The organism is Streptomyces sp. NPDC041191, from assembly GCF_055591945.1.
This window is the reverse complement of record NZ_JBVIZC010000019.1, coordinates 1-24013: the sequence shown is the minus strand read 5'-3', so window position 1 is coordinate 24013 and position 24013 is coordinate 1. Positions and strand designations below refer to the sequence as shown.

The 24013-nt window shown below is 75.0% G+C and carries 18 protein-coding genes; 10 read left to right on the top strand and 8 right to left on the bottom strand.

Features of this window, described 5'->3' with window-relative positions; all coding sequences use genetic code 11:
- Positions 1-104 precede the first annotated feature (104 nt).
- Together ACZ6AQ_RS28080 and ACZ6AQ_RS28075 are read left to right on the top strand one after the other, a co-directional pair.
- Positions 105-1016, top strand: coding sequence for a hypothetical protein (locus tag ACZ6AQ_RS28080; RefSeq protein WP_388698707.1), 912 nt, complete (start codon positions 105-107; stop codon positions 1014-1016).
- 63 nt (positions 1017-1079) lie between these two features.
- Positions 1080-5711: a coiled-coil domain-containing protein gene (locus tag ACZ6AQ_RS28075; protein WP_468763486.1), complete on the top strand. Its 4632-nt coding sequence runs from the start codon at positions 1080-1082 to the stop codon at positions 5709-5711.
- Between the two features lie 138 nt (positions 5712-5849).
- Here ACZ6AQ_RS28075 and ACZ6AQ_RS28070 read toward each other — a convergent pair whose 3' ends face one another.
- Positions 5850-6218 carry a hypothetical protein gene (locus ACZ6AQ_RS28070; protein ID WP_468763485.1) on the bottom strand — a complete coding sequence of 123 codons (369 nt, stop codon included), beginning with the start codon at positions 6216-6218 and terminating at the stop codon, positions 5850-5852.
- A gap of 434 nt (positions 6219-6652) precedes the next feature.
- Between ACZ6AQ_RS28070 and ACZ6AQ_RS28065 the strand changes: the two genes are divergently transcribed.
- Genes ACZ6AQ_RS28065 through ACZ6AQ_RS28050 form a run of 4 tightly spaced genes read left to right on the top strand, consistent with a single transcriptional unit; the run spans position 6653 to position 10940 of the window.
- A complete protein-coding gene (locus ACZ6AQ_RS28065) occupies positions 6653-9484 on the top strand; it encodes a sensor histidine kinase (protein ID WP_468763483.1) in 2832 nt (943 codons plus the stop codon).
- Complete coding sequence (locus ACZ6AQ_RS28060; protein WP_468763481.1) at positions 9481-9918, top strand: roadblock/LC7 domain-containing protein; 438 nt, start codon at positions 9481-9483, stop codon at positions 9916-9918. The genes ACZ6AQ_RS28065 and ACZ6AQ_RS28060 overlap by 4 nt, the downstream gene beginning before the upstream one ends.
- Before the next feature lie 10 nt (positions 9919-9928).
- Entirely contained in the window at positions 9929-10354 is a 426-nt protein-coding gene (locus ACZ6AQ_RS28055) for a DUF742 domain-containing protein (RefSeq protein ID WP_468763479.1), read from the top strand.
- Entirely contained in the window at positions 10335-10940 is a 606-nt protein-coding gene (locus ACZ6AQ_RS28050; RefSeq protein ID WP_388698722.1) for a GTP-binding protein, read from the top strand. Before ACZ6AQ_RS28055 ends, ACZ6AQ_RS28050 begins: the two co-directional genes overlap by 20 nt.
- A 42-nt stretch (positions 10941-10982) precedes the next feature.
- Here ACZ6AQ_RS28050 and ACZ6AQ_RS28045 read toward each other — a convergent pair whose 3' ends face one another.
- Positions 10983-11831 (bottom strand): M15 family metallopeptidase, encoded by an 849-nt coding sequence (locus ACZ6AQ_RS28045; RefSeq protein WP_468763478.1) that lies wholly within the window; start codon positions 11829-11831, stop codon positions 10983-10985.
- Between ACZ6AQ_RS28045 and ACZ6AQ_RS28040 the strand changes: the two genes are divergently transcribed.
- Positions 11830-12390 (top strand): NUDIX domain-containing protein, encoded by a 561-nt coding sequence (locus ACZ6AQ_RS28040; protein ID WP_468763476.1) that lies wholly within the window; start codon positions 11830-11832, stop codon positions 12388-12390. The genes ACZ6AQ_RS28045 and ACZ6AQ_RS28040 overlap by 2 nt on opposite strands.
- 155 nt (positions 12391-12545) lie before the next feature.
- Here the strand turns inward: ACZ6AQ_RS28040 and ACZ6AQ_RS28035 are convergent, their stop codons facing one another.
- Positions 12546-14915, bottom strand: coding sequence for a glycoside hydrolase family 31 protein (locus tag ACZ6AQ_RS28035; RefSeq protein ID WP_468763474.1), 2370 nt, complete (start codon positions 14913-14915; stop codon positions 12546-12548).
- A 214-nt stretch (positions 14916-15129) separates the two neighbouring features.
- Between ACZ6AQ_RS28035 and ACZ6AQ_RS28030 the strand changes: the two genes are divergently transcribed.
- Positions 15130-17100: an acetoacetate--CoA ligase gene (locus tag ACZ6AQ_RS28030; protein ID WP_468763472.1), complete on the top strand. Its 1971-nt coding sequence runs from the start codon at positions 15130-15132 to the stop codon at positions 17098-17100.
- 65 nt (positions 17101-17165) lie between these two features.
- Here the strand turns inward: ACZ6AQ_RS28030 and ACZ6AQ_RS28025 are convergent, their stop codons facing one another.
- Both ACZ6AQ_RS28025 and ACZ6AQ_RS28020 read right to left on the bottom strand, forming a co-directional pair.
- A complete protein-coding gene (locus ACZ6AQ_RS28025; RefSeq protein ID WP_468763471.1) occupies positions 17166-17387 on the bottom strand; it encodes a hypothetical protein in 222 nt (73 codons plus the stop codon).
- A gap of 199 nt (positions 17388-17586) precedes the next feature.
- Complete coding sequence (locus ACZ6AQ_RS28020) at positions 17587-18906, bottom strand: GntR family transcriptional regulator (protein ID WP_468763469.1); 1320 nt, start codon at positions 18904-18906, stop codon at positions 17587-17589.
- 88 nt (positions 18907-18994) lie between these two features.
- Between ACZ6AQ_RS28020 and ACZ6AQ_RS28015 the strand changes: the two genes are divergently transcribed.
- Together ACZ6AQ_RS28015 and ACZ6AQ_RS28010 are read left to right on the top strand one after the other, a co-directional pair.
- Positions 18995-20302: an MFS transporter gene (locus tag ACZ6AQ_RS28015; protein ID WP_468763467.1), complete on the top strand. Its 1308-nt coding sequence runs from the start codon at positions 18995-18997 to the stop codon at positions 20300-20302.
- A 23-nt stretch (positions 20303-20325) separates the two neighbouring features.
- Complete coding sequence (locus ACZ6AQ_RS28010) at positions 20326-21228, top strand: hypothetical protein (RefSeq protein WP_468763466.1); 903 nt, start codon at positions 20326-20328, stop codon at positions 21226-21228.
- A gap of 70 nt (positions 21229-21298) precedes the next feature.
- Here the strand turns inward: ACZ6AQ_RS28010 and ptsP are convergent, their stop codons facing one another.
- From ptsP to ACZ6AQ_RS27995, 3 genes are all read right to left on the bottom strand, one after another.
- Positions 21299-22969: a phosphoenolpyruvate--protein phosphotransferase gene (gene ptsP, locus ACZ6AQ_RS28005; protein WP_468763464.1), complete on the bottom strand. Its 1671-nt coding sequence runs from the start codon at positions 22967-22969 to the stop codon at positions 21299-21301.
- Positions 22970-23050: 81 nt separating this feature from the next.
- Positions 23051-23500 (bottom strand): PTS sugar transporter subunit IIA, encoded by a 450-nt coding sequence (locus tag ACZ6AQ_RS28000; RefSeq protein WP_388700366.1) that lies wholly within the window; start codon positions 23498-23500, stop codon positions 23051-23053.
- 252 nt (positions 23501-23752) lie between these two features.
- Positions 23753-24013, bottom strand: a 261-nt coding sequence (locus ACZ6AQ_RS27995) for a hypothetical protein (RefSeq protein ID WP_468763463.1), incomplete at its 5' end; no start/stop codon positions are given.

Here is a 24013-nt window from a genome sequence, read left to right as displayed (position 1 = left end):
CGTCCGGGTCCCCCCGCCGCCCCGGCGGCCGTCACCCCCGTCCCGCTGCCCCTGCCCGCCCGCCGTCCCGTACCGACCGAGAGCCGTCCCGAGGAGCCCCAGCCGTGAGCGAAACCCACGCCGAGCACGCCGACGCGTGGAACGAGCAGGAGCCCCCGCGGTCCCCGGCCGTCCCCGCCGCGTCCGGCGGCCCCGCGGTCACCCCCGCCGACGCCGCCGACGCGGCCCGGCTCGTCTCCTTCGGCCTCCAGCCCAAACTGCTCCCGGCCCGCGACGCCGAATACGCCGAACTCCTCCGCCGCTACCGCGAGGACCCCGCCTTCGCGCGCCTCGCCGACGCCGTCGCCACCGGCCTCGGCCTGATCGTCCTGGAGGTCTCCCCGCGCGCGGGGATGGCCGTCACGGCGGGCGAGGACTCCGTCTTCGCCGTCCGCATGGGCGACTACGCCCGCCGCGCCTCCACCGACTCCGCCGACCGGTTCCTCCACGGCCTGGCCCACCTCGCCGTCGCCGCCATGGCCTTCCCCCGCCCCGAGGACCTCGCCGACGACTCGTACATCGGCCGGTTCACCGTCAACGGCGTCGACGCCTTCGTGCGCCAGGCGTGCCTCCGCCTGGAGCGGCGCGCCGAGGAGGAGGGCGAGAACACCGACCCGGCCTCCGACGCCCCCGGCCTGGAGGCCGCCTGGCGGATCTACGCCCGCCGCAGCGCCACCGGCGCCACCAAGGACGCCCGCAGGCTCGCCGGCTCCACCACCGGCATCGTCGGCAAGGCCGCCGCGTTCCTCACCGAATCCGGCTTCCTCCAGCGCACCGGCGACGAGGGCGGCGGCTCCTACCGCACCACGGCCCGCTACCAGCTCCAGGTCCGCGACATGGCCGGGTCCGCCGCCATGGCCGAACTCCTCGCGCTCGGCGTCGTCCCCGTCAGCGACGGCTCCGCGACCCTCCTGCCGCCGCCCGAGGGCGACGACCTGGAGCTCGCGGCCGACGCGGGCCTCCCGTTCCACGCGTAACCCCGCCCGTCCCCGGCGCGGTCCCGCCGCCCCACCGACCTTCCCAGCACGAGAGTCCCCGCCATGTACGAGCTGTCCCGGGTCCGCCTCTACTCCATCGGCCCCGCCGGCGCGCGCTACGCCGACACGGTCCTGGACCTGCGCGGAGTCGGCGCCCCCGTGCCCCACCCCGCCCCCGCCCAGGCGGAGTTCTTCGAGGACGAGCCGGTCGGCCCGCCGCGCCGCCCCGCCCCCGCCGGCGTGCTCTTCCTGGAGAACGGCGGCGGCAAGTCCGTCCTCCTCAAGCTGATCTTCTCGGTCATGCTCCCCGGCCACCGCAACACCCTCGGCGGCGCCAGTTCCGGCGTGCTGCGCAAGTTCCTCCTCGCCGACGACTGCGGCCACGTCGCCCTGGAATGGCAGCACACCCTCACCGGCGAACTCGTCGTCGTCGGCAAGGCCAGCGAGTGGCGCGGCCGCCAGGTCTCCAACGACCCCCGGAAGTTCGCCGAGGCGTGGTACTCCTTCCGGCCGGGACCCGGACTCGGCCTGGACAACCTCCCCGTGGCCGAGGCGACCTCCGTCCGCCCGCCCGCGGAGGGCGTCTCCGGGGCCCGCGGCCGCCGCCGCACCATGAAGGGCTTCCGCGACGCGCTGACCGAGGCCGGGAAGGCGTACCCCCACCTGGAGGTGGTCTGGGAAGAGATCCACGACCGCTGGAACGAACACCTCGGCGACCTCGGCCTCGACCCCGAACTCTTCCGCTACCAGCGCGAGATGAACGCCGACGAGGGCGAGGCCGCCGGCCTCTTCGCGGTCAAGAAGGACTCCGACTTCACCGACCTGCTGCTGCGCGCCGTCACCGACACCCGGGACACCGACGGCCTCGCCGACCTCGTCGGCGGCTTCGGCGACAAGCTCGGCCGCCGCGCCGAACTCACCGCCGAACGCGACTTCACCGCCGGCTCCGTGGACCTCCTGGGCCGGATCGTCGAGGCCACCGGAGTCCGGGCCCGCGCGCGTGAGGTCCACACCGCCGCCGAGCGCCGGACCCGCACCCTCGCCCGCCGGCTCTCCGCCCGCGCCGCCGGGGAACGCGGCCGGGGCGCCGAACTCGCCCAGGGGGTCACCTCCGCCGCCCACGCCGTCGCCGAGGCCGAGGAGGCCCGGGGCCGCAGCGCCCTCATCGCCGCCGAACTCGCCTACCGGCACGCCTCGCTGGCCCTGGCCGCCGCCGAGAAGGGCGCGGCCTCCCAGCGCCGCGAACTGACCGACGCCCGTACCCTGCACGCCGCCTGGCAGGCCGCCGAGACCGTGCTCCGCCACCGCGCCGCAGCCGACCGCTCCGCCCGCGTGGCCGCCGCCATCCGCGAGGCCGAACGGGACGCCGCCCCGGCCCTGGCGGCCCGCGCCGAGGCCGCCGCCGACCTCGTACGGGCCCTGGCCGCCGCCGCCGAGGAGGGCGAGCGGCACGCCGCCGAGGAGGAGGAGCGCTCCACCGTCCTCCAGGAGGCGGGCGAGGCCGCCCACCGCGACGCCACCGCCGCCGCGACCGAGGCCCAGCGCGCCCGCAGCGAGGCCGGCCACCTGCGCCAGCGGCTCGCCGAGGTCGAGCAGGAGACCACCGAGGCGGTACGGGCCGGCTGGCTCGACGACACCGCCCCCGACGCCGACCCGGCCCGCGCCGCGCTCGCCGCCAGCGACGCCGAGAAGACGGCGGTCGCCGCCTGGGACACCGCCCGCGAGGCCGCCCGTGCCGCCGCCGACCGCGCGCGCGAGGCCGCCGGGGCCGAGTCCCGCGCCGAACTCGCCGCCGCCCGCGCGGCCGACGCGGCCACCGCCGCCGGGAACGCCCACGACGCGGAGCGCCGCGCCGCCGAGTCCCTGGCCTCCGAGGAGCGCCTGGCGGAACTCCTGAGCCTGCCCTCGGGCGAGCGGACCGAGGACGGCTCCGCGAAGTCCGCGCCCGCCCCCCACGAGGGACCGCTCACCGCCGCCGACCTCGACCGGTACGCCGACGAACTGCGCTCCCTGCTCGACCGGGCCGTCGCCTCCGCCGAACGGCAGCTCTTCGACCTGCGCACCGCCGCCGCCGACGACTCCCGCATCCTCGGCGCCCTCGGCGACGGGGGTCTGCTGCCGCCGGGCCCCGACGTCCTCGCCACCGTCGAGCACCTCGGCGAGCACGGCATCCCCGCCCTCCCCGGCTGGCGCTACCTCGCCCAGGCCGTGGACCCCGCCGACCACGCGCGCGTGCTCGCCGCCCGCCCCGAACTGGTCGACGGCGTCGTGATCACCGACCCCGTCTCGTACGGGCGCGCCCGCGAGGTCCTCGCCACCGCCGCCCTGCTGCCCCGCTCCGCCGTCGCCGTCGGCACCGCCGCCGCCCTGCTCGCCCCCGTACCGGCGCGCGAGGCGGACGGGGACGGCGGGGTCTTCCTCGTACCGCCGAACCCCGCCATGCACGACGAGCACGCGGCCGACGAGGAACGCCACGCCCTGCGCGCGCGTGCCGCCGCCCGCGACGAGGAGATCCGCGCCCTCGCCGCCCGTCTCGCCGGTGACCGTTCCCTCGCCGCCCGGATCGGTGCCTGGCGCGCCGACTGCCCGCCCGGCATGCTCGCCGAACTGGCGACCGCCGCCGAGGCCGCCCGCGAGACCGCCGAAGCGGCGGCCGCGGCCCTCGAGGAGGCCCGCACGGTCCGGGCCGAGGCCGACGAGACCGCGGCCGAGGCGGCCCGGGTCCGCGACGAGCGCCAGGAGGCCGCCCAGCGCGCCCGCCGGGCCGCCGACGCCCTCGCGGGCCTGGCGTTCCGGCTCCGGGAACGGTCCGCCTGGCAGGCCAGGCTCCGCGAACTCGCCGACGACGCCGCCGAGGCCGAGGCCCGCGCCCAGACCTGTCTGGAGCGCGCCCGCGCCGCCGACGAGGACCGCCGCGCGGCCCAGCGCGCCGCCGACGACGCCCACCGCACCGCCCGCGCCCTGCGGGCCGAACGCGCCGAGATCGCGGGCGCCCCCGATCCGCTCCCCGAGGCGGCCGCGGCCGCGCCCCGTACCGCCCTGCCCACCCTCCGCGAGGCGTACCGGGCCGCGTCCCAGCTCTACGAGAAGGTCGGCGTCGGCGCCGATCTGCGCGCCGAGCAGGCCCGCGCCGAGAGCGACGAGTCCGCCGCCCTCGCCGAGCTGAACCGCCTCACCAACAAGGTCCGCACCCGCGCCGAACAGCTCCTGGAGTCCACCGACGGCGCCGACGGCCCGTCCCGCCAGGCCGCCGCCGCCCGCGCCGAGTCCCTGGTCCAGATGCTGGAGACCCGCGCCTCGGAGGCGAGCGAGAAGCTGGGCCGGCTCCGCGGCGAGGCCGAGCGCCTCGCCCCCGAGGACGGAGCGGCCCACACCGAACTGCCCGAGGAGCTGGTGCCCGCCGACGCCGAGCGCGCCCAGGCCCTCCTGCGCACCGCGACCGCCGAACTCGCCGCCCGCAGCGCCGCCCTGGAGTCGGCCCGCGCCGCCCACGCCGGACTGCTCCGGGACCACCGGGCCGCCGAGGACGCGGCCGGCGGCTTCGACGAGACGGCCGCCCTCCTGAGGGACCTGCTCCGCGACCACGCGGACGAGGAGGCGGAGGAGACCGGGCCGTACTCCGGCACCCTGGAGGAGGCCCGCACGGCGGCCGCCGAGGCGCGCCGGGCGCTGCGCGGCCGGACGGCCGAGCTGTCCGCCGCCGACGCGGCCGTGCGCGAGGCGAGCGACGTCCTCGTCCGGCACGCCAACTCCACCCGTTACGAGCAGGTGCGCACCCCGGCCCGCCAGCAGATCCGCGAACTCCCGGCGTCCGCGCTCCCCGAGCACGCCGCCCGGTGGGCCGAGGCGTTCGCGCCCCGGCTGCGGGTCCTCACCGACGAGCTGGCGCAGCTGGAGCGCAACCGGGACTCGATCGTGGACCGGCTGCGCGGCCTCGTGGAGTCCTCCCTCGCCACCCTCCGCTCGGCCCAGCGGCTCTCCCGGCTCCCCGAGGGCCTCGGGGAGTGGTCCGGCCAGGAGTTCCTGCGCATCCGCTTCGAGGAGCCCGACCAGGCCACCCTCGCGGAGCGGCTCGGCGAGGTCGTGGACGAGGCCACCCGCGCCGCCGTGAAGAAGAACTCCGACCTGCGCCGCGACGGCATGTCGCTGCTGCTGCGGGGCGTCCAGGCGGCCCTGGAGCCCCGGGGCGTCTCCGTGGAGATCCTCAAGCCGGACGCGGTGCTGCGCGCCGAGCGGGTGCCCGTCGGGCAGATGGGCGACGTCTTCTCCGGCGGCCAGCTGCTCACCGCCGCCATCGCCCTGTACTGCACGATGGCGGCGCTCCGCTCCAACGACCGGGGCCGCGACAGGCACCGGCACGCGGGCACCCTGTTCCTGGACAACCCGATCGGCCGGGCCAACGCCACGTACCTCCTGGAGCTCCAGCGGGCCGTGTCGGACGCGCTGGGCGTCCAGCTCCTGTACACGACGGGTCTGTTCGACACGACGGCGCTCGCGGAGTTCCCGCTGGTGATCAGGCTCCGGAACGACGCCGACCTGCGGGCCGGCCTGAAGTACATCAGCGTGGAGGAGCACCTGCGCCCCGGCCTGCCGCAGCCCGACCCGGAGGGCGAGCCGGTCCACGGCGAGATCACGGCGACGCGGATGTTCCGCCGCCACCGGTCCGACGAGCCCGCGCCGGCGGAGACCCCGTAGAGGGTCCCGGCGGGAAGGGGAGGGGCCCGTCTCCCGCCGGCACGTTCCGGCGGGAGACGGGCCCCTCCCCGTTCTCCGTTTCCCGTGACGCGGTCCCGGTCCGCTCCCGTACGTCCCGGTCCGCTCGCCCGGGTCGTCTCAGGCCGCTTCGGACAGCGGCGCCGACTCCGCCCGGCCCTCGCCGCGCCGGGGTCGCGGCGCCGGACGCGCCGTGCTGCTCGGCTCCGACACCACGCCGTTGCGCTGGCGCCACACCTGACGGGTGATCCAGATGTCCAGGACGCTCCAGGTGGCCACGATCGTCGAGGCCACCGCGGTGAGGGTGACCGGAAAGGCCAGCCACGAGCCCGCGAGACTGCAGAAGAACGCCACCACCGCCTGGACGAGGGTCACCGACGTGATCATCACGGCCCGTACGGCGGCGTCGCGCACCGGGTCGGGCATGCGCCGCCGTCCCCGCTCGTCCTCCACCCACAACTGCCCCGACGGCCGCGCCTCGTGTTCCATTGTCCTGTCACTCCCCACCGCTGAACGACTCCAGGGACGGCTGCCCGTTGCGAGCGCCTTTACGCGGACGGAACCCCCCTACCCATGGACGTGCGGCAGAGGGAAAAGGTTTCGCCCCCTCCGGGGACAACGCGGCCCCCGGACGACCGGAACGCGTAATTCCAGCCATCTCCGCATACCGGTGGAGACATTGTCCCACCAGGTGTCCTGCGCCACAGTGGCCGACCCCGCCTACCCGGATAGCAGGACATCTCATGATCGCCGCTCACTCGGCAGGCTGAAAATAGCCCGGAGACGCCTACGGAACGGCCGTGATGCAGTAGTAGGCTCGCGCCGCCGTTTGTTGGAACTCAAGGTCGACGCCGCGTCCCGACGCGGGACGTCACGAACGTGAAGGGCCCTCGTGACGCGCGGGGACCGAGCTGGGGGAGGCCATGCGCTTTCGCGGGAAGTCCATCCGCAGGAAGATCGTGGCGTTGCTGCTCGTCCCCCTCGTCTCCCTCACCGGACTGTGGGGCTTCGCCACGGTCCTCACGGGCCGCGAGGCCGACCAGCTCCTCGACGTCGGCTACATCGTCGACAAGGTCGGCCACCCCCTGGAGGACACCGCCCGGGTCATCCAGCTCGAACGCCGGCAGTCGCTCGTCTACCTCGCCGACCCCCGGGGCTCCGAGGCCCTCGACTCCCTGCGCGACGCCCGCCGGGCCACCGACCGGCAGATCGACCGCGTCCGCGCCAACGCCGCCGACCCCGGCGTCCGCGAGGAGATGCGGCCCGTCACCACCCAGCGCCTGAACACCCTCCTCGAAGCGTTCGACGGCCTCGAACCGCTCCGCCGCTCCGTGGAACAGCGCAGCGTCGGCCGCATGCAGGCCCTCGACTTCTACAACCGGCTCGTCGACCCCTGCCACAACTTCCTCCTCACCCTCCACGCCCTGGAGAACGTGGAGATGGACAAGCAGGCCCGCGCCCTCGTCGGCGTCACCCGCGCCCGCGAACTGCTCTCCCGCGAGGACGCCCTCGTGCTCTCCGCACTCGTCGCGGACCGCGTCACCGCGCAGGAGATACGCGCGATGACCGACCTCGTCGCCAACCGCCGGCAGCTCTACGAGATCAACCTCGAACTCCTGCCCGCCGCCGAGCGCGGCCGCTTCGAGACGTTCTGGCGCGGCCCCGAGACCCTGCCGCTGCGCACCGCCGAGAACGCCCTCGTCGAACAGGGCCCCACCGACAGCCCGCGCGCCGTCACCGCCGCCCGCTGGCAGGAGAGGGCGAACCCCGTCCTCGACGTCCTCGCCCGCGAGGACACCGCCGCCGGCGACCGCTACCAGGACCGCGTCCGGCCCGCCGCGTACAGCGTCCTCCTCAAGGTCGGCATCGCCGGCGTCCTCGGTTTCCTCGCCCTGCTCGCCTCGGTCTTCATCTCCGTCCGCATCGGCCGCCGGCTCGTCCGCGACCTGCGCCGCCTCCAGAAGGAGGCCCAGGAGGTCTCCGGCGTACGGCTGCCCAGCGTCATGCGCAGGCTCGCCGCCGGCGAACAGGTCGACGTCACCACCGAAGTGCCCCACCTGCGCTACGGCGAGGACGAGGTCGGCCAGGTCGGCCAGGCCCTCAACACCCTCCAGCGCGCCGCCGTCGAGGCCGCCGTCAAGCAGGCGGAGCTGCGCCGCGGGGTCTCCGAGGTCTTCGTCAACCTCGCCCGCCGCAACCAGGTCCTCCTCCACCGCCAGCTCACCCTCCTCGACACCATGGAGCGGCGCACCGAGGACACCGACGAGCTGGCCGACCTCTTCCGGCTCGACCACCTCACCACCCGCATGCGCCGGCACGCCGAGGGCCTGGTCATCCTGTCCGGCGCCGCCCCCTCCCGTCAGTGGCGCAAGCCCGTCCAGCTCATGGACGTCGTCCGCGCCGCCGTCGCCGAGGTCGAGGACTACGAGCGGATCGAGGTGCGCCGGCTGCCCCGCCTCGGCGTGGGCGGCTCCGCCGTCGCGGACCTCACCCACCTCGTCGCCGAACTCCTCGAGAACGCCACCGTCTTCTCGCCCCCGCACACCGCCGTCCAGGTCCTCGGCGAGCGGGTCGCCAACGGCTTCACCCTGGAGATCCACGACCGGGGCCTCGGCATGAACCCCGACGCCCTGCTCGACGCCAACCTCCGCCTCGCCGAGACCCCCGATTTCGAACTCTCGGACACCGACCGTCTCGGCCTCTTCGTGGTCAGCCGCCTCGCCCAGCGCCAGAACGTCCGGGTCTCGCTCCAGACCTCGCCGTACGGGGGGACCACCGCGGTCGTCTTCATCCCGGCCGCGCTGCTCACCGACGCGCCCGAGACGGAGGGCGCCGGCTTCCGGCTCGACCGCAAGGGGCCCCGCGCCGACGGCGGCACCACCGCCCTGCCCACCCGGCGCCCGGCGCTCGCCAGGGTCCCCGACGTCACCGACGCGCCCGGCCCCGTCGACGGCCCCGTCGAGCTGGAGGCCCCGCTCGGCGGCGACGGGTTCGACGCGCTCCTCGACCGGTCCGCGGACCTCCTCGACACCGAGAGCGAGCGCGGCGGCCTGTTCAGGCCCCGGAGCCGCCGCGCCGCCCCCGGCGAGCAGCACGAGCAGGCCCGGGACCGGGCCGACGGCCACGCCGGGGAGGGCGCGTCCGGCCACCGCTCCGTACCGCTGCCGCGCCGCCGCGTCCCCACCCTCGTCGCGGACCACGGCCGCCGCGTCGACGGGCCCGACCGCACCCGCCCGGCCCCGGACGGCCCCGGCCCGTCCCCCGACCGCGCCCGCCCCGCGACGGACGGCGTCCACCCGCTTTCCGGCCGGTCGCACCCCGCCGCCGACGGCGCGGACGGCCCCGCCCTCGTCCCCGTGCCGTCGCGGCGGCCCGTACCGCCGCGGGGCCCCGCGCGGCCGGAAGGGCCCGTACCCCCCGGGGAGCCCGCCCGCCCGGAAGGCCGCTCCGTACGGCCGGAGGACCCCGCGCCGCCGGAGGCGCCGGTCCCCTTCGACGGGCTGCCCCGCCGCGTCCGCCAGGCCAGCCTCGCGCCCCAGCTGCGCGCGGACGACCGCCCGGCGGGCGGTGCCGAAGCCGCCCGCGCGGCCACCGGGTCCGCGCCCGGCGGACCGGACCCCTTCGAACGCGACGCCGAGGAGGTCCGTGCCCGGATGGCCGCCATGCAGCGCGGATGGCAGCGCGGACGACGGCACACCACCGGCCCTGACGACCCGACAGCACCAGGAACGACACCCGAGGGGGACGGTCGATGACCGCACCGAACGCCGCAGCACCCAGCACGACCTCCGGAAACGGCGAACTGAACTGGCTCCTCGACGAACTCGTCCAGCGCGTCGGCTCCATCCGGAAGGCCCTGGTGCTCTCCGGCGACGGCCTTCCCACCGGCGCCTCCCAGGACCTGACCCGCGAGGACGGTGAGCACCTGGCCGCCGTCGCCTCCGGCTTCCACAGCCTGGCCAAGGGCGTCGGCCGCCACTTCGAGGCGGGCGCGGTGCGCCAGACGGTCGTCGAGCTGGAGGACGCCTTCCTCTTCGTCACGGCCGCCGGGGACGGCAGCTGCCTGGCGGTGCTCGCGGACGCCGACTCCGACGTCGGCCAGGTCGCCTACGAGATGACGCTGATGGTGAAGCGGGTCGGGGCCCACCTCGCGACGGCCCCCCGGACCGGACTGCCCTCGGGAGGGTGAGTGGGACGGCATGAGTGACGAAGCCGAACGGAACCGGCCGGCGGTGGGGCACGACCCGCGCCCCCACCACTGGTTCGACGACGAGGCCGGGCCGGTGGTCCGCCCGTACGCGATGACCCGCGGCCGGACGAGCGCCGCCACCCGCCACCGGCTCGACCTGATCGCGCTGGTCGTTCCCGAACCCGCCGCCGAAGACCCCGGCCGGGACCAGACGCTCTCCCCGGAACACGTGGAGATCGTCGAACGCTGCTCCGCGCAGCCCCAGTCGATCGCCGAGCTCGCCGCCGGACTCGACCTCCCCGTAGGGGTGGTCCGGGTCCTCGTCGGCGACCTCGTCGAGGACGAACTCGTCCATGTGACCCGCCCCGTTCCGCCGGCCGAGCTGCCGGATGTGAACATCCTCCGCGAGGTGATCAATGGCCTTCGGGCGCTCTAGCCGCACCAAGCCCTTCGTCGAACCGGTGACCCTGAAGATCCTCGTCGCCGGCGGGTTCGGGGTCGGCAAGACGACGCTGGTGGGCGCGGTCAGCGAGATCAGGCCCCTGCGGACCGAGGAGGTCCTCAGCGAGGCGGGACGGCCCGTCGACGACCTGCACGGCGTCGAGGCCAAGACGACCACCACCGTCGCCATGGACTTCGGCCGCATCACCCTCCGCGAGGACCTCGTCCTGTACCTGTTCGGCACCCCGGGCCAGGACCGCTTCTGGTTCCTCTGGGACGAGCTGGCCCAGGGGGCCCTGGGCGCGGTCGTCCTCGCGGACACCCGCCGCCTGGAGGACAGCTTCGCCGCCATCGACTACTTCGAGCGGCGCGGCATCCCCTTCACGGTGGCCGTCAACTGCTTCGAGGGCGCCCAGCGGTTCCCCGCCGAGAGCGTGCGCGGCGCGCTCGACCTCGACCCCGAGGTGGAGCTGCTGATGTGCGACGCCCGGGACCGGGAGTCCGTGAAGAACGTCCTCGTGGCGGTCGTCGAGAACGCCCTCGTCCTCGCGGACCGCGCCCACGCGGCCGCCACCTCCTGACCCCGGTGGAGGGTCCCCGGCCGGGGACCCTCCACCGGGGGCTCAGTGCCCGGCCACCGACCGCCGCGCCACCGGGAAGTCGAAGAACGTGTCCGGGAACGGCTCCGGTTTGAACGTGAAGTGCCACCACTCCTCCGGCAGGTTCACGAACCCCTGCTCGGCGAGCACCCCCCTGAGCAGCTGCCGGTTCGCCCGCTGCTCGCCCGTGACCCGCGGGTCGTCGGTGTGCGAGAGGGTGTCGAAGCAGTCGTAACCCGTCCCCATGTCCACGGAGTCGTCGGGGAAGCGCTCCTCCTTCGGCGCGTAGCACTCCACCAGCCGCTCGCCCGGCCGGTACGCGCGCGTGGGCCGCGCCGGCAGCCGCACGATCGTCAGGTCCACCGTCGAACCCCGGCTGTGCCCGGACTTCTCCGCGATGTAACCGTCCGCGAACAGCCTCGACTTGTCGACCCGCGGATAGAACTCCTCCTTCATCCGCTCGTCCTCCGGGTCCTTCGCCCACCGCACGAAGTGGTCGACGGCCCGCTGCGGCCGGTAGCAGTCGTACACCTTCAGCGTGTAGCCCCGGGCGAGCAGCCGCGTCTGCGCCCGGCGCAGCGCCTCCGCCGCCGGCCGGGTCAGGACGCACAGCGGCTGCCGGTAACCGTCCACCCGCTCGCCCACGAAGTTGTGCGCCGTCGCGTAGCGCATCTCCTGGAGGATCGTCGGATCGACGGAGGAGAGGGCCACGAACTCCCGCGGCGCCTTCGGCTCGGGCGCGGCCGAGGCCGGGGGAGCGGAGGCCGCGACGGAGCCGGTGACGGCGAGCAGTCCGGCGGCGGCCGTGACGGCGAGGGTACGGAGGGCGGAAGCGAGCTTCGCCGGTCCTGTCAGTCCTGTCAGTCCTGTCATGAACACCGTCTATCAGTTCCGGCGGCGCCGGGAAAGGGCGATCGCGTACGGTCGGACGGTGAAGGACTCCCACTGCTCCTCCTGCGGTGCGCCGTATCCGTCCGGCGCGTCCTGGCCCCGCACCTGTCCGCGCTGCGGCCACACCGCCCACCGCAATCCGCTGCCCGTCGCCGTCGCCCTCCTGCCCGCCGCGGACGCGGACGGCACGGGCCTCGTCGTCATCACCCGCGCCATCGAGCCCCACCGGGGCGGGGTGGCGCTTCCCGGCGGCTTCATCGACCACGGCGAGGACTGGCGGACCGCCGTCGTCCGCGAACTGCGCGAGGAGACCGGCATCGGGGCCGTCGCGGAAGAGGTCCGCCTCGCCGACGCGATGAGCTCGCCCGCCGGCCACCTCCTCCTCTTCGGCCTCCTCCCGTCCCGCCCGGCCGCCGCCCTCCCCGCCCCGGCCCCGACGGACGAGACCCACGGCCACCACCTGCTCAGGGGCCCGGAGGAACTGGCCTTCCCGCTCCACACGGAGGCGGTGCGGAAGTGGTTCGCGGGAGAGTACGGCTGAGGGAAGGCGGACCGGGGACGCGCCCGGCCCGCGCCGCGCACCCGGGCTCGTACCGCCGCCCGCTCGGACCCGCCCGGTGGACGCGGGGCCCCGTGCGCCGGGCTCCCCGCGCCGGCGGAAGGGGGCACGGACCCGGCGGGCCCCGCGCCGGTCCGTCAGAGCCCCCGCACCCGCACCGGCAGCCCCGCCGCCTCCACCCCGTCGCCCGTCACCCGCTCCACCACCACCCGGCCGTCCGACCTGCGCGACTGGTACCGCTCCATCCCGGCCGGCTCCCAGCCGTCCCCCGTGTCCCGTACGACGAGCCCCCCGCCCGTCCGCCCCTCGGCGGGCGCCCACACCTCCAGGGCGAGCCCGGCGTCCCCGTCCCGCACCGGAAGCACCGCACCGGCCCTGGCGAGGACCGGCACCCGCGACAGCGGCGCGTCGAGCAACACCTGCCCGGGCCCCTCGTACGCCCGCCCCGTCGCCGTGTCGTACCAGCGTCCGCGCGGCAGCCGTACCGCCCGCCGGTCGGCACCGCGCGTCAGGACCGGTGCCACGAGCAGCGAGTCGCCGAGCAGGAACGCGTCCTCGCAGTCCCGCAGCGCCCGGTCCTCCGGCGTCCCCCACCACACCGGCCGGACGTACGGCGCGCCCGTCGCCCGGGCGAGCCGCGCCAGGGTGACGAAGTACGGCCGCAGCCGCTCGCGTTCGGCCAGCGCCGCGCGCGCGTGCTCCAGGACCTCGGGCCCGTACTCCCACGGCTCGCGCGGACCGGGGCCGTCCCCCGCCCGCGTGCCGAACAGCGGGAGCCACGCCGCCAGCTGGTATTGGCGCAGGAACAGCTCCGGCGACGGCCCGTCACCGGGACCGCCCGCGAGGGGACCCGCGTACGGCACCCCGCACAGTCCGAGCCCCAGGACCAGGGCGAGCGAGGCGCGCAGCCCCGGCCACCCCGCCGGCGTGCCGTCCGCCCAGGTGCCCCCGTACCGCTGCATGCCCGCCCAGCCGGAACGCGAGAGCACGAAGGGCCGCTCCCCGGGCCGCGCCCGGCACAGCCCCTCGTACCCGGCCCGCGCCATCGTCAGGCCGTACACGTTGTGCGCCTCCCGGTGGTCGCCGCCCCGGCCGTCCAGCGCGTGCCGCGCCGAACGCGGCAGCGCCGGGTCGCCGGACGGGACGGGACGGGACGGCTCGTTCCGGTCGTACGCCACCCCGGAGCAGCCCTGCCGGAGCCGCTCCCCGCACAACCCGCCCCACCACTCCCGCACCGACGGATCGGTGAAGTCCGGGTAGGCGCACGCGCCCGTCCGCGCCGTCCCGAGGACCTCCCCGCCCCGGGCACCCCGGACGAAGGCGTCCACCGCGCGCCCGCCGTCGTACACCGGGTTCCCGGGCTCCGCCCGCACCGCCGGAACCACGACCGGCACCAGCCGTACGTCCCGCTCCCGCAGCTCCGCCGCGAGCCCGGCCGGATCGCGCGGACCGGGGAGCCGCCGCCGGCCCCCGTCCCGCCCTCCGCCTTGCCGCTCCCCGTCGTCCAGATGGACGGCGGAGAGCGGCAGGCCCCGCTCCCGGTACTCGTCCACCGCCCTCAACGCCTCCGCCGTGCCGCCCGGCCCCCCGCGCGCGTACTGCGGGCCGAGCGCCCAGGACGGCGGGAGCGCGGGCGCGCCCGTCAGCGCCGCCCAGCCGTGCAGCACGCGCGCGGGGGTGCCGACCACCACCCAGCAGCGCAGCGGGCCGCCCTCCATCCGGAGCTCGCCGGTACCCGGCCGGTCGTGCCCGGACCCGGCACCCTCCTCACCCTCCGCCAGGGTGACCCGGCCGTCCCAGGAGTTGTCGTGGAACGCCAGGTGCGTACCGGCGTCCGAGACCACGAACTGCACCGGCATGGTGACGGACGGCGGTTCGCCGCCGGAGGCCGCCGTGTTCCACAGCCGGTACGAGCCGTCCCGCAGCCGGGGGCCGTCCGGCCGTCCGCCCAGCCCGAAGAAGCGCGCGTCGGCCGGGACCTCGCTGCGCTGCGCCCAGCGCGCGGTCCCGGCGCCCTCCGGAGCCCCCGGGGCGCCCCCGTCCGCCACGGGCTCCCACCAGCGCGGCGGCAGGTCCCGCCGGAGCATCAGCCCGCCCGGCGTGCGGATCTCCACCGCCCCGTACCGGGAGACCGCCACCGTCACCCGTTCCGACACGATCCGCCACCCGCCGTCCGTGTCCGGCTCCAGGGACGCCCGGGGGTCCGGCTCGGGCGTCCCGCCGGCCAGGGCGTACGAGGGCAGCGGCCCGGCGCCGTCCCACCCCCAGAAGACCGTGCCGCCCGCCGACACACACAGGCGCAGCGACGACCGCGCGAACCGGATCGTCCCGCCGCCCGGCGCGGGCTCCGCCGCCGTCGCGGGCCCCGGCACCCGGGCCCGCTCCGCCCCCCGGAGCGGCAGCCCCCACGCGTCCGTACGACGCGGCCGCCACACCGAGCGCACCGCCCGCAGGCCCCCCGCGGAACCGAACACCTTCACCGAACGCAGCAGTCCACGACCGTTCATGCAGCTCACCCTGCCATCCGCCGGAGGCACCGGAAGCTCCGTTCAGCCGCCGTTCACCCGTGGTGGGGGCACATGTTCAACCGGCCGACCATGGGCGGGCAGACCTGGTGCGAAAGACGATCACATGGCATCGTCCTGTCAGCCGTGTCACGCGCACACCCCAGCACGTGCGCGGGACACACGCAGACCCCGCGTACAGCCAGGGAGCCGCCCCATGACATCAGCGCAGACCGAGCCGCTCTGGCAGCCGGACGAGGAACGCATCGCCACGGCCGCCGTCACCCGCTTCCAGTCCTGGGCCGCCGAACACCACGGCGCCCCGGCCGGGGGAGGGTACCCGGCGCTCCACCGCTGGTCGGTCGAGGAACTCGAAGCGTTCTGGCGGGCGGTCGTCGAATGGTTCGGCATCCGCTTCTCCACCCCGTACGAGCGGGTCCTGGGCGACCGCTCGATGCCCGGCGCCGACTGGTTCCGCGGGGCCACCCTCAACTACGCCGAGCACGCCCTGCGCACCGCCGACGAGCGCCCCCACGACACGGCCCTGCTCCATGTGGACGAGACACATGAGCCCACACCGGTCACCTGGGCCGAGCTCCGCCGCCAGGTCGGCTCCCTGGCCGCCGAACTGCGCGCCCTCGGCGTACGCCCCGGCGACCGGGTCAGCGGCTACCTGCCCAACGTCCCGCAGTCCGTCGTGGCCCTCCTCGCCACCGCCGCCGTCGGCGGCGTGTGGACCTCCTGCGCCCCGGACTTCGGTGCCCGCAGCGTCCTCGACCGCTTCCAGCAGGTCGAGCCGGTCGTCCTCTTCACCGTCGACGGCTACCGCTACGGCGGCAAGGAGCACGACCGCCGCGACACCGCCGCCGAACTGCGCGCCGAACTCCCGACCCTCCGCGCGGTCGTCCACGTCCCGCTCCTGGGCACCCCGGCCCCCGAAGGGACCCTCGCCTGGGACGACCTGGTCGCCTCCGACGCCGAACCGGTCTACGAGCAGGTCCCCTTCTCCCACCCCCTGTGGGTCCTGTACTCCTCCGGCACCACCGGCCTGCCGAAGGCCATCGTCCAGTCCCAGGGCGGCATCCTCGTCGAGCACGTCAAGCAGCTGGGCCTCCACTGCGACCTCGGCCCCGACGACGTGTTCTTCTGGTACACCTCCACCGGCTGGATGATGTGGAACTTCCTCGTCTCCGGCCTGCTCACCGGAACGACGATCGTCCTGTACGACGGCAGCCCCGGTCACCCCGACACCGCCGCCCAGTGGCGCGTCGCCGAACGCACCCGCGCCACCCTGTACGGCACCTCCGCCGCGTACGTGATGGCCTGCGCCAAGGCGGACGTGCACCCCGGCCGGGACTTCGACCTCTCGGCCGTGAAGTGCGTCGCCACCACCGGCTCCCCGCTGCCCCCCGACGGCTTCCGCTGGCTCCACGACGAGGTCCGCGAGAACCTCTGGATCGCCTCCGTCAGCGGCGGCACGGACGTTTGCTCCTGCTTCGCCGGAGCCGTCCCCACTCTCCCGGTCCACGTCGGCGAACTCCAGGCGGCCGGTCTCGGCACCGACCTCCAGGCATGGGACCCCTCCGGCAGGCCCGTCGTCGGCGAGGTCGGCGAACTCGTCGTCACCAACCCCATGCCGTCCATGCCGATCCACTTCTGGAACGACCCCGACGGCAGCCGCTACCGCGACAGCTACTTCGAGATGTTCCCGGGCGCGTGGCGCCACGGCGACTGGATCACGATCACCGACCACGGTTCGGTCGTCATCCACGGACGCTCCGACTCCACCCTCAACCGGCAGGGCGTCCGCATGGGGAGCGCCGACATCTACGAGGCCGTGGAACGCCTCCCGGAGATCCGCGAGTCCCTGGTCATCGGCCTGGAGGAGCCGGACGGCGGCTACTGGATGCCGCTCTTCGTCCACCTGGCGGAGGGCGCCGCCCTCGACGCCGAACTGGTCGACCGCATCAAGCGGACCATCCGCGCCGAACTCTCGCCGCGCCACGTCCCCGACGAGATCATCGAGGTCCCGGGCGTCCCGCACACCCTCACCGGCAAGCGCATCGAGGTCCCGGTCAAGCGCCTCCTCCAGGGCACCCCCCTGGCCAAGGCCGTCAACGCCGGCTCGGTCGACGACCTCGGCCTCCTCCACTTCTACGAGACGCTGGCCGCCAACCGCCGGGGCTAGAGGGTTCGTCCGGACGGGCCGGCCACCGGTTCCGGGCGCGCCGGCGCCCGGACCGGTGGGACCGGTCAGACCCAGATGGACAGGCGGGCCGTGGTGGGGGTGGCGTCACAGAAGTAGCCGACCGCCTGGCCCCGGGCCACGTACCCCTGTCCGGCCGCGTCGCAGGCGGCGGCGCTCGGGTACATGCCGACGTAGACGTACCCGGCGGCCTGGGCGGACGGGGCGAGCGTCAGGGCGGCCGCGGCCATCAGGCCGGTCAGGCTCAGGGTCGAAATCACTTTGCGCATGGGTGTGTTGCTGCCTTCCTGTTCCGGTGGCAGGCACTCCGGCCGTGATGATCCGGTGCCCGGCGAGCAGCTTCCTTCACGGCCGGGCCGGAGGGCAATGGTCGAGACCACATCAATGCGGCCGGAAGCCGTCGGAGCGGCCCCGGCCCGGCTCCGGTGAACTCCACCCTCCCTCCGTACGCGCCCCGTCCCCCGGGCCTCACCCCCCGTACGTCGCCTGCCCGTCACCCAGGACCTCCGCGAAGTCCGCCGCGAGCCGTGCCGCGTCGGAGGGTGCGAGCGTCGCCGTCGTGATCCGCACCGCGGGCGGGGCCGCGATCCGGAACCGCGCCCCCGCTGCCACCCACCAGCCCCGCGTCCGCAGCCCGTTGACCACGGCGGACTCGTCCCGCACCGGCACCCACACGTTCAGCCCGCTCGCGCCGACCGCCCGGATCCGGTACGTGCCGAGCGCGCCGATCAGCGCCGCGCGCCGCTCCGCGTACGCCTCCTCGCCGGCCGCCACCAGCGCGCGCACCGCCCCGTCGGTGAACAGGCCGGCCACGGTCTCCTGGAGGACGTGACTGACCCAGCCCGACGTCATCAGCATCCGGCCGTCGTGCCGCGCCAGGGTCACCGCGTCGCACGCGACCCCGGCCCACCGCAGGTCGATCCCGAGGTGCTTCGACACCGTCCGCACCTGCGCCCACCGGTCGAGCCCGGCCGCGGCGAGCGTGTGCGCGGCGACCCCGCCGATCTCGGCGTTGTGGTCGTCCTCGACGACGAGCACGTCGGGGAACTCCCGCACCACCGCCACCAGCGCGTCCCGCCGCGACCGGGTGAAGAACGCCCCGGTCGGACACTGGCCCCGGGGGCTGCACACCACCGCGCGCGCCCCGCTCCGCAGCGCCCTCCGCAGCGACTCCGGTACGAGCCCCTCGCCGTCCACCGCCACCGGCACCGTCCGCAGCCCGAGCGCGGGCACCAGGTCGAGCAGGTGATGGAAGCCAGGGTCCTCCACGGCCACGGCGTCCCCGGGCCGCAGCTCCGTCGAGAGCAGACGTGCGACGCAGTCGAGCGCCCCGTGCGCGAACGTCACGTGCCGCGCGGGCACCCCGTCGCGCTCGAACCACGCCCGGGTCAGGGCTTCGAGGGACGCGAGGCGGGGCGAGGCGCGGTGGGAGCCGTACACGGGGGCGACGGCCGCCGGCGGCCGCAGTACGGGGAGGAAGTCCGGGTCCGGGTGCCCGCCGGCGAGGTCCACCAGGCCCTCCGGGACGCGCGGGGGACGCCGGGAGGTCACCGACGGCGCCTCGGCCACCACCGTCCCGCCCCGGCCCCGGGTGACGACCAGGCCCCGCCGCCGCAGCTCCTTGTAGGCCGTGGCGACGGTCCCCGGACTGACCCCCAACTCGTCCGCGAGCCGCCGCACCGGCGGCAGCGCGTTCCCCGGTGCGAGCCGGCCCTCGGTCACGCCCCGCTCCACGGATGCGGCGATCCCCTTGGCCGTGACGCCTTCGATCACATATTGTGCTGTCACGTAAAGCATTATGTATCGATACAAACGTAGGCGCAAGGCGCCCCGCGCGAACCACCGCGACGGGACGCCGCGCACCCCAGGGGGACCCATGAGCCGTACCACCCGACCCGCCCGGACGCTTCCCGCACCCAGGACCCCCTTCAAGGACCGCGTCCCCGGCGGCGCGGACGGCCGCCGCATGCTCCTCGTCGGCTTCATCGACAAGTGCGGCACCGGACTCTGGTCCACCGCCATGGCCCTCTACTTCACCTACGTCACGGGCCTCGGGCTCGGCCAGGTCGGCCTCCTCGTCGCCCTCTCCGGCGCGGCGGGCATCGCCGGCGCCCCGCTCGGCGGACGCCTCGCCGACCGCTTCCCCCTGGTCCGCGTCATCATCTGCGCCCAACTCCTGCGCGCCGCTGCCCTCCTGGCCCTCCTCACCACCGACCACTACCTCCTCCTCGTCCTCTTCTCCGCCGCCGGAGCCCTCCCCGACCGCGCCACCAACGTCCTCACCAAGCTCTACGCCGCCCGTGTCGCCGGCCCCGAACGCGTCCGCTACCAGGCCATCAACCGCACCACCGCCAACATCGGCTGGACCCTCGGCGGCCTCGGGGCGGCGGCGGCGCTCGCCGTCGGCTCCACCACCGCCTTCCAGCTCCTGCTCGTCGGCGACGCCCTCTCCTACCTGGTCATGGCGGCTCTCACCCTCCGCTGCGCCGAACCTCCCGCCCCCGCCTCCCGCGTAGCCGCCGCCTCCACCGGTACCGGCACCGCCCCCGCCACCACGCCCCCCAGCCCCTGGCGCGACCGGAGCTTCCTCGCCTTCACGGCGGGGGAGGGCGTCTTCTTCCTCCATGACTCGATCCTCCAGGTCGCCCTGCCGCTCTGGATCGTCCACGCCACCGACGCCCCCGTGGGCCTCGCCCCGCTCCTCCTGGTCGCCAACAGCGCCCTCGTCGTGCTCTTCCAGGTACCGCTCTCCCGCTTCGGCGCCACCACCGACGCCGCCCGCCGCCTGCTCGCCCCCCTCGCGGTCCTCTTCGCCGTCGGCACCCTCGCGGTCTGCGCCTCCGCCCTCGGCGGCCGCACCCTGGCCGTCACCGCCCTGATCACCGCGGCCGTCGCCCTCACCTTCGCCGAAATGATCCACACCATCGCCTCCTGGGAGATCTCCGTCGCCCTCGCCCCCGACGACGCCCAGGGCGCCTACCTCGGAGTCCACGGCCTCGCCCAGTCCACCCAGCGCTTCGCGGGCCCCCTCCTCATGACCGGTCTCGTCTCCGCCGGCCCCTTCGCCTGGCCCTTCCTCGGCGCCGCCCTCGTCGCCACCGCCGCCGCACAGAACCGCCTCGTCCGCCGACACCTCTCCGGATCGTCACTGTCAGTGGCGAAGGTTACGGTGAGTGAGAACTGATCGGACCGTCACCAGGGGGAGACATGACACGGACCGGAACCACCACGGCGAGCCTCCGCCGCGCACTGCGCCGAGAGATCCCCAGTACCGTCGGCCTCCTCGCCGACGAGCGGGACTTCGCGGCCATGCGGCGCTACCGCACCTTCACCTTCGACGACCACCTCACCTACCTCCGCGAGGTCGAGTCCCTTCTCAGGACCCTCGCCACCCGGGGCGGACACACGACCGTCGCCCTCTTCGACCCCGAGGAGTACGCGGCCTGGTGCGCCGAGACCGGCATCGACCCCGACCTCCCCGCGAGCCGCAGCTGCTTCACCGCCCACCTCGCCGCCATCGGCGCCCACGTCACCTACACCGGACAGCCCCTCACCGCCCTCCTCCCCGAACTCGTCGACACCGCCGTCCGCCAGGCCACCTGGGAGTACGCCACCACCGTCCTCGCCACCGCCGGCGACTGCGCGAGCTGCGGCGAGGACATCGGGGAAGCCGCCTACGAACGCGCCGCGCGCATGCTCGTCCGCCTCCTCGAAGCCGCCGGGGCGGGGGTCCACCATCTCGTCTGCAGCGTCTCCGCCGCCGACGACCAGCTCCTCGCCGTCCTCCGCGGCGACGGCACCGTGCCGCCGGAGGACACCGCGGCGACCGCCCCCGCCGCGGAGTTCACCGCCGTGCTCGCCACCGGCATCGCCCTCGCGGCACCCGGCGGAGTCGTCCTGCGCACCACCGCCCCCGGTGCCCCGGACCGGCTCCACGGCTGGCGCCTCACCGACGGCACCCTGACCCCCCTCACCGAGGCCGAGGTCTTCTCCGCCTACTGCACCGACGCCCGCACGGGAGAACCCCTCTCCCCGGAGCCCGGGGTCGAGTACCGTGCCGGCTTCCCCCTCGCCCCCGACCCCGGGGACGACTGGACCGCCCACCACTGACCCCGCCCACGACGAAGGGGCTCCCCGCCACCTCCGTGACGGAAAGCCCCTTCGTCGTCCACCCGGGAGATCACTCTCCGGACAGCACCGCCTGGGCGGCCAGCCGCGCGCCGTGCGCCGTGTCCGCGGTCCGCGCCGCGGCGGCGGCCCGCTCGCACTGCGCCAGCGAGTACTTGGCCAGCGTCGCCCGCACGTACGGGATCGACGCCGCGCCCATCGAGAGGGAGGTGACCCCCAGACCCGTCAGCACACACGCCAGCAGCGGGTCCGAGGCGGCCTCGCCGCAGACACCACAGCTCTTGCCCTCGGCCTTGGCCGCCTCGGCGGACAGCGCCACCAGGTCGAGCAGCGCCGGCTGCCACGGGTCCTGGAGCCGGGACACCGCGCCGACCTGCCGGTCGGCCGCGAAGGTGTACTGCGCCAGGTCGTTGGTACCGAGCGACAGGAACTCGACCTCCTGGAGGATCGAGCGCGCCCGCAGCGCGGCCGACGGGATCTCGACCATCGCGCCGTACTTCGCCCGCAGCCCCGCCTCGCGGCACGCGTCGGCGAACGCCTTCGCGTCCGTACGGTCGGCCACCATCGGCGCCATGACCTCGAGGTAGACCGGCAGCCCCTCGGCCGCCTTCGCCAGCGCGGTCAGCTGGGTCCGCAGCACCTCCGGGTGGTCGAGCAGCGACCGCAGCCCCCGCACGCCGAGCGCCGGGTTCGGCTCGTCCGCCGGCGTCAGGAAGTCCAGCGGCTTGTCGGCGCCGGCGTCGAGCACCCGCACGACCACCCGGCCCTCGGGGAACGCCTCCAGGACCTTGCGGTAGGCGTCGACCTGCTTCTCCTCGGAGGGAGCCTTCCCGCTGTCGTCCAGGAAGAGGAACTCCGTACGGAACAGGCCGACACCCTCCGCACCGGCCTCCACCGCCGCCGGCACGTCCGCCGGGCCGCCGACGTTGGCGAGCAGCGGCACCTTGTGCCCGTCCGAGGTCGCGCCCGGCCCGGTGGATGCGGTCAGGGCCGCCTTGCGCTCGGCGGCGGCCGCGGTCAGCGCCGCCTTCTTCTCCTCGCTCGGGTCCACGAAGAGCTCCCCGGTGGAACCGTCGACCGCGATGAGCGTGCCCTCGGCCAGCTCGCCCGCGCCCGGCAGCGCCACGATGGCCGGCACGCCCAGCGCCCGCGCGAGGATCGCGCTGTGGCTGGTCGGCCCGCCCTCCTCGGTCACGAACCCGAGCACGAGGGCCGGGTCGAGCAGCGCCGTGTCGGCGGGCGCCAGGTCCCGCGCGATCAGGACGTAGGGCTCGTCACTGTCCGGCACGCCCGGCATCGGTACGCCGAGCAGCCGCGCGACGATCCGGTTCCGCACGTCGTCCAGGTCGGCGACCCGGCCCGCCATGTACTCGCCGGCCCCGGCGAGCAGCTCCCGGTAGTGCGAGAAGGCGTCGTAGACGCCGCGCTCGGCCGTGCTGCCGACCGCGATCCGGCGGTCGACGTCGGCGATGAGTTCCGGGTCCTGAGCGATCATCGCCTGGGCCTCCAGCACCGCCTGGGCCTCGCCGCCGGCGAGGTTGCCCCGGGCGACCAGGTCGGCGGCCACCGCTTCCACGGCCTGACGGGCGCGCCCCTGTTCGCGCTCCGCCTCCTCGGCCGGAATCGACTTGGCCGGCGGTTCCAGGACCGCGGTGCCCATGTGCCGGACCTCGCCGATCGCCACTCCGTGGCTGACGCCGACGCCTCGCAGCGTTGTCTCCATCTCACCCGTCTCCGATTGAGCGACGGCCCCGGCCGCCGCGTTGAATGTCGAACTCGCGGTCGTCACAGCGGACGGACCGGCTCAGCTCCAGGCGAAGAGGTGGTCGCCGGCCTTCACGTCGCCTTCCTCGGCGACCTCGGAAAGGGAGTCCGCGGTGGCCTCCAGGGCCACGACGGGACAGATGGGGGACTTGCCGGCGGCCTCGACCTCGGCCGGGTTCCAGCGCACGACGGCCTGTCCGCGCGTCACGGTGTCCCCCTTGTTCACGAGCAGCTCGAAGCCCTGCCCGTTGAGCTGGACGGTGTCGATGCCGAGATGGGTCAGCACACCGTGTCCCTCGCCGTCGACGACGACGAAGGCGTGCGGGTGCATGGACACGATGACCCCGTCGACGGGCGAGACGACCTCGGAGGGCTCGCGTACGGGATCGATGGCGGTACCGGGACCGACCATCGCACCGGAGAAGACCGGGTCGGGAACTGCGGCGAGACCGATGGCGCGTCCGGCAAGCGGCGACGTCACGGTTGTCATGGGAAGCCTCCCAGGGGCGGAGATGGTGTGGCGCCGTCACTACCTGTCCTGGACGGCGTACTGTTCAGAAGCGTATGTCATGAGAAGTCCCGGTTCCGCACGAGACGTACCAGTTGGGCGGAGCTAGGGACCACCAGCAACGATTTGCCTCCTCTGGCGGTGGGATGTACTGTCGTACTTCTGCTCGACCCCCATGCGGCCTTGAGTCGCGGGTCGGCAGCACCTGCCAAGCCAGATCCTAACCCCAGTGGTCTACACCTCTGCGTGCTCGCAGCGGGACGTGGTCAGGGGGACCGAGAAAGCCTGGTAATGTTTGAACCCGCCGGGAACGGAAAGCGCGAAAGCGAATTCCGGCCCCGGAAACCCGCTCCAGCGGGTGGCAGAAACGGAAAACGAATCTGCTAAGCTGGAAACACGAAAGACCGAAGGGAAAAGCCCGGAGGAAAGCCCGGTGAGGGTGAGTACGAAGGAAGCGTCCGTTCCTTGAGAACTCAACAGCGTGCCAAAAATCAA

Bases quoted from the DNA above. Each gene is read 5' to 3' on its own strand.
- ACZ6AQ_RS28075 (WP_468763486.1), top strand. From the start codon at position 1,080: ATGTACGAGCTGTCCCGGGTCCGCCTCTACTCCATCGGCCCCGCCGGC.
- ACZ6AQ_RS28070 (WP_468763485.1), bottom strand. From the start codon at position 6,218: ATGGAACACGAGGCGCGGCCGTCGGGGCAGTTGTGGGTGGAGGACGAG.
- ACZ6AQ_RS28065 (WP_468763483.1), top strand. From the start codon at position 6,653: ATGCGCTTTCGCGGGAAGTCCATCCGCAGGAAGATCGTGGCGTTGCTG.
- ACZ6AQ_RS28060 (WP_468763481.1), top strand. From the start codon at position 9,481: ATGACCGCACCGAACGCCGCAGCACCCAGCACGACCTCCGGAAACGGC.
- ACZ6AQ_RS28055 (WP_468763479.1), top strand. From the start codon at position 9,929: ATGAGTGACGAAGCCGAACGGAACCGGCCGGCGGTGGGGCACGACCCG.
- ACZ6AQ_RS28050 (WP_388698722.1), top strand. From the start codon at position 10,335: ATGGCCTTCGGGCGCTCTAGCCGCACCAAGCCCTTCGTCGAACCGGTG.
- ACZ6AQ_RS28040 (WP_468763476.1), top strand. From the start codon at position 11,830: ATGAACACCGTCTATCAGTTCCGGCGGCGCCGGGAAAGGGCGATCGCG.
- ACZ6AQ_RS28045 (WP_468763478.1), bottom strand. From the start codon at position 11,831: ATGACAGGACTGACAGGACTGACAGGACCGGCGAAGCTCGCTTCCGCC.
- ACZ6AQ_RS28035 (WP_468763474.1), bottom strand. From the start codon at position 14,915: ATGAACGGTCGTGGACTGCTGCGTTCGGTGAAGGTGTTCGGTTCCGCG.
- ACZ6AQ_RS28030 (WP_468763472.1), top strand. From the start codon at position 15,130: ATGACATCAGCGCAGACCGAGCCGCTCTGGCAGCCGGACGAGGAACGC.
- ACZ6AQ_RS28025 (WP_468763471.1), bottom strand. From the start codon at position 17,387: ATGCGCAAAGTGATTTCGACCCTGAGCCTGACCGGCCTGATGGCCGCG.
- ACZ6AQ_RS28015 (WP_468763467.1), top strand. From the start codon at position 18,995: ATGAGCCGTACCACCCGACCCGCCCGGACGCTTCCCGCACCCAGGACC.
- ACZ6AQ_RS28010 (WP_468763466.1), top strand. From the start codon at position 20,326: ATGACACGGACCGGAACCACCACGGCGAGCCTCCGCCGCGCACTGCGC.
- ptsP (WP_468763464.1), bottom strand. From the start codon at position 22,969: ATGGAGACAACGCTGCGAGGCGTCGGCGTCAGCCACGGAGTGGCGATC.
- ACZ6AQ_RS28000 (WP_388700366.1), bottom strand. From the start codon at position 23,500: ATGACAACCGTGACGTCGCCGCTTGCCGGACGCGCCATCGGTCTCGCC.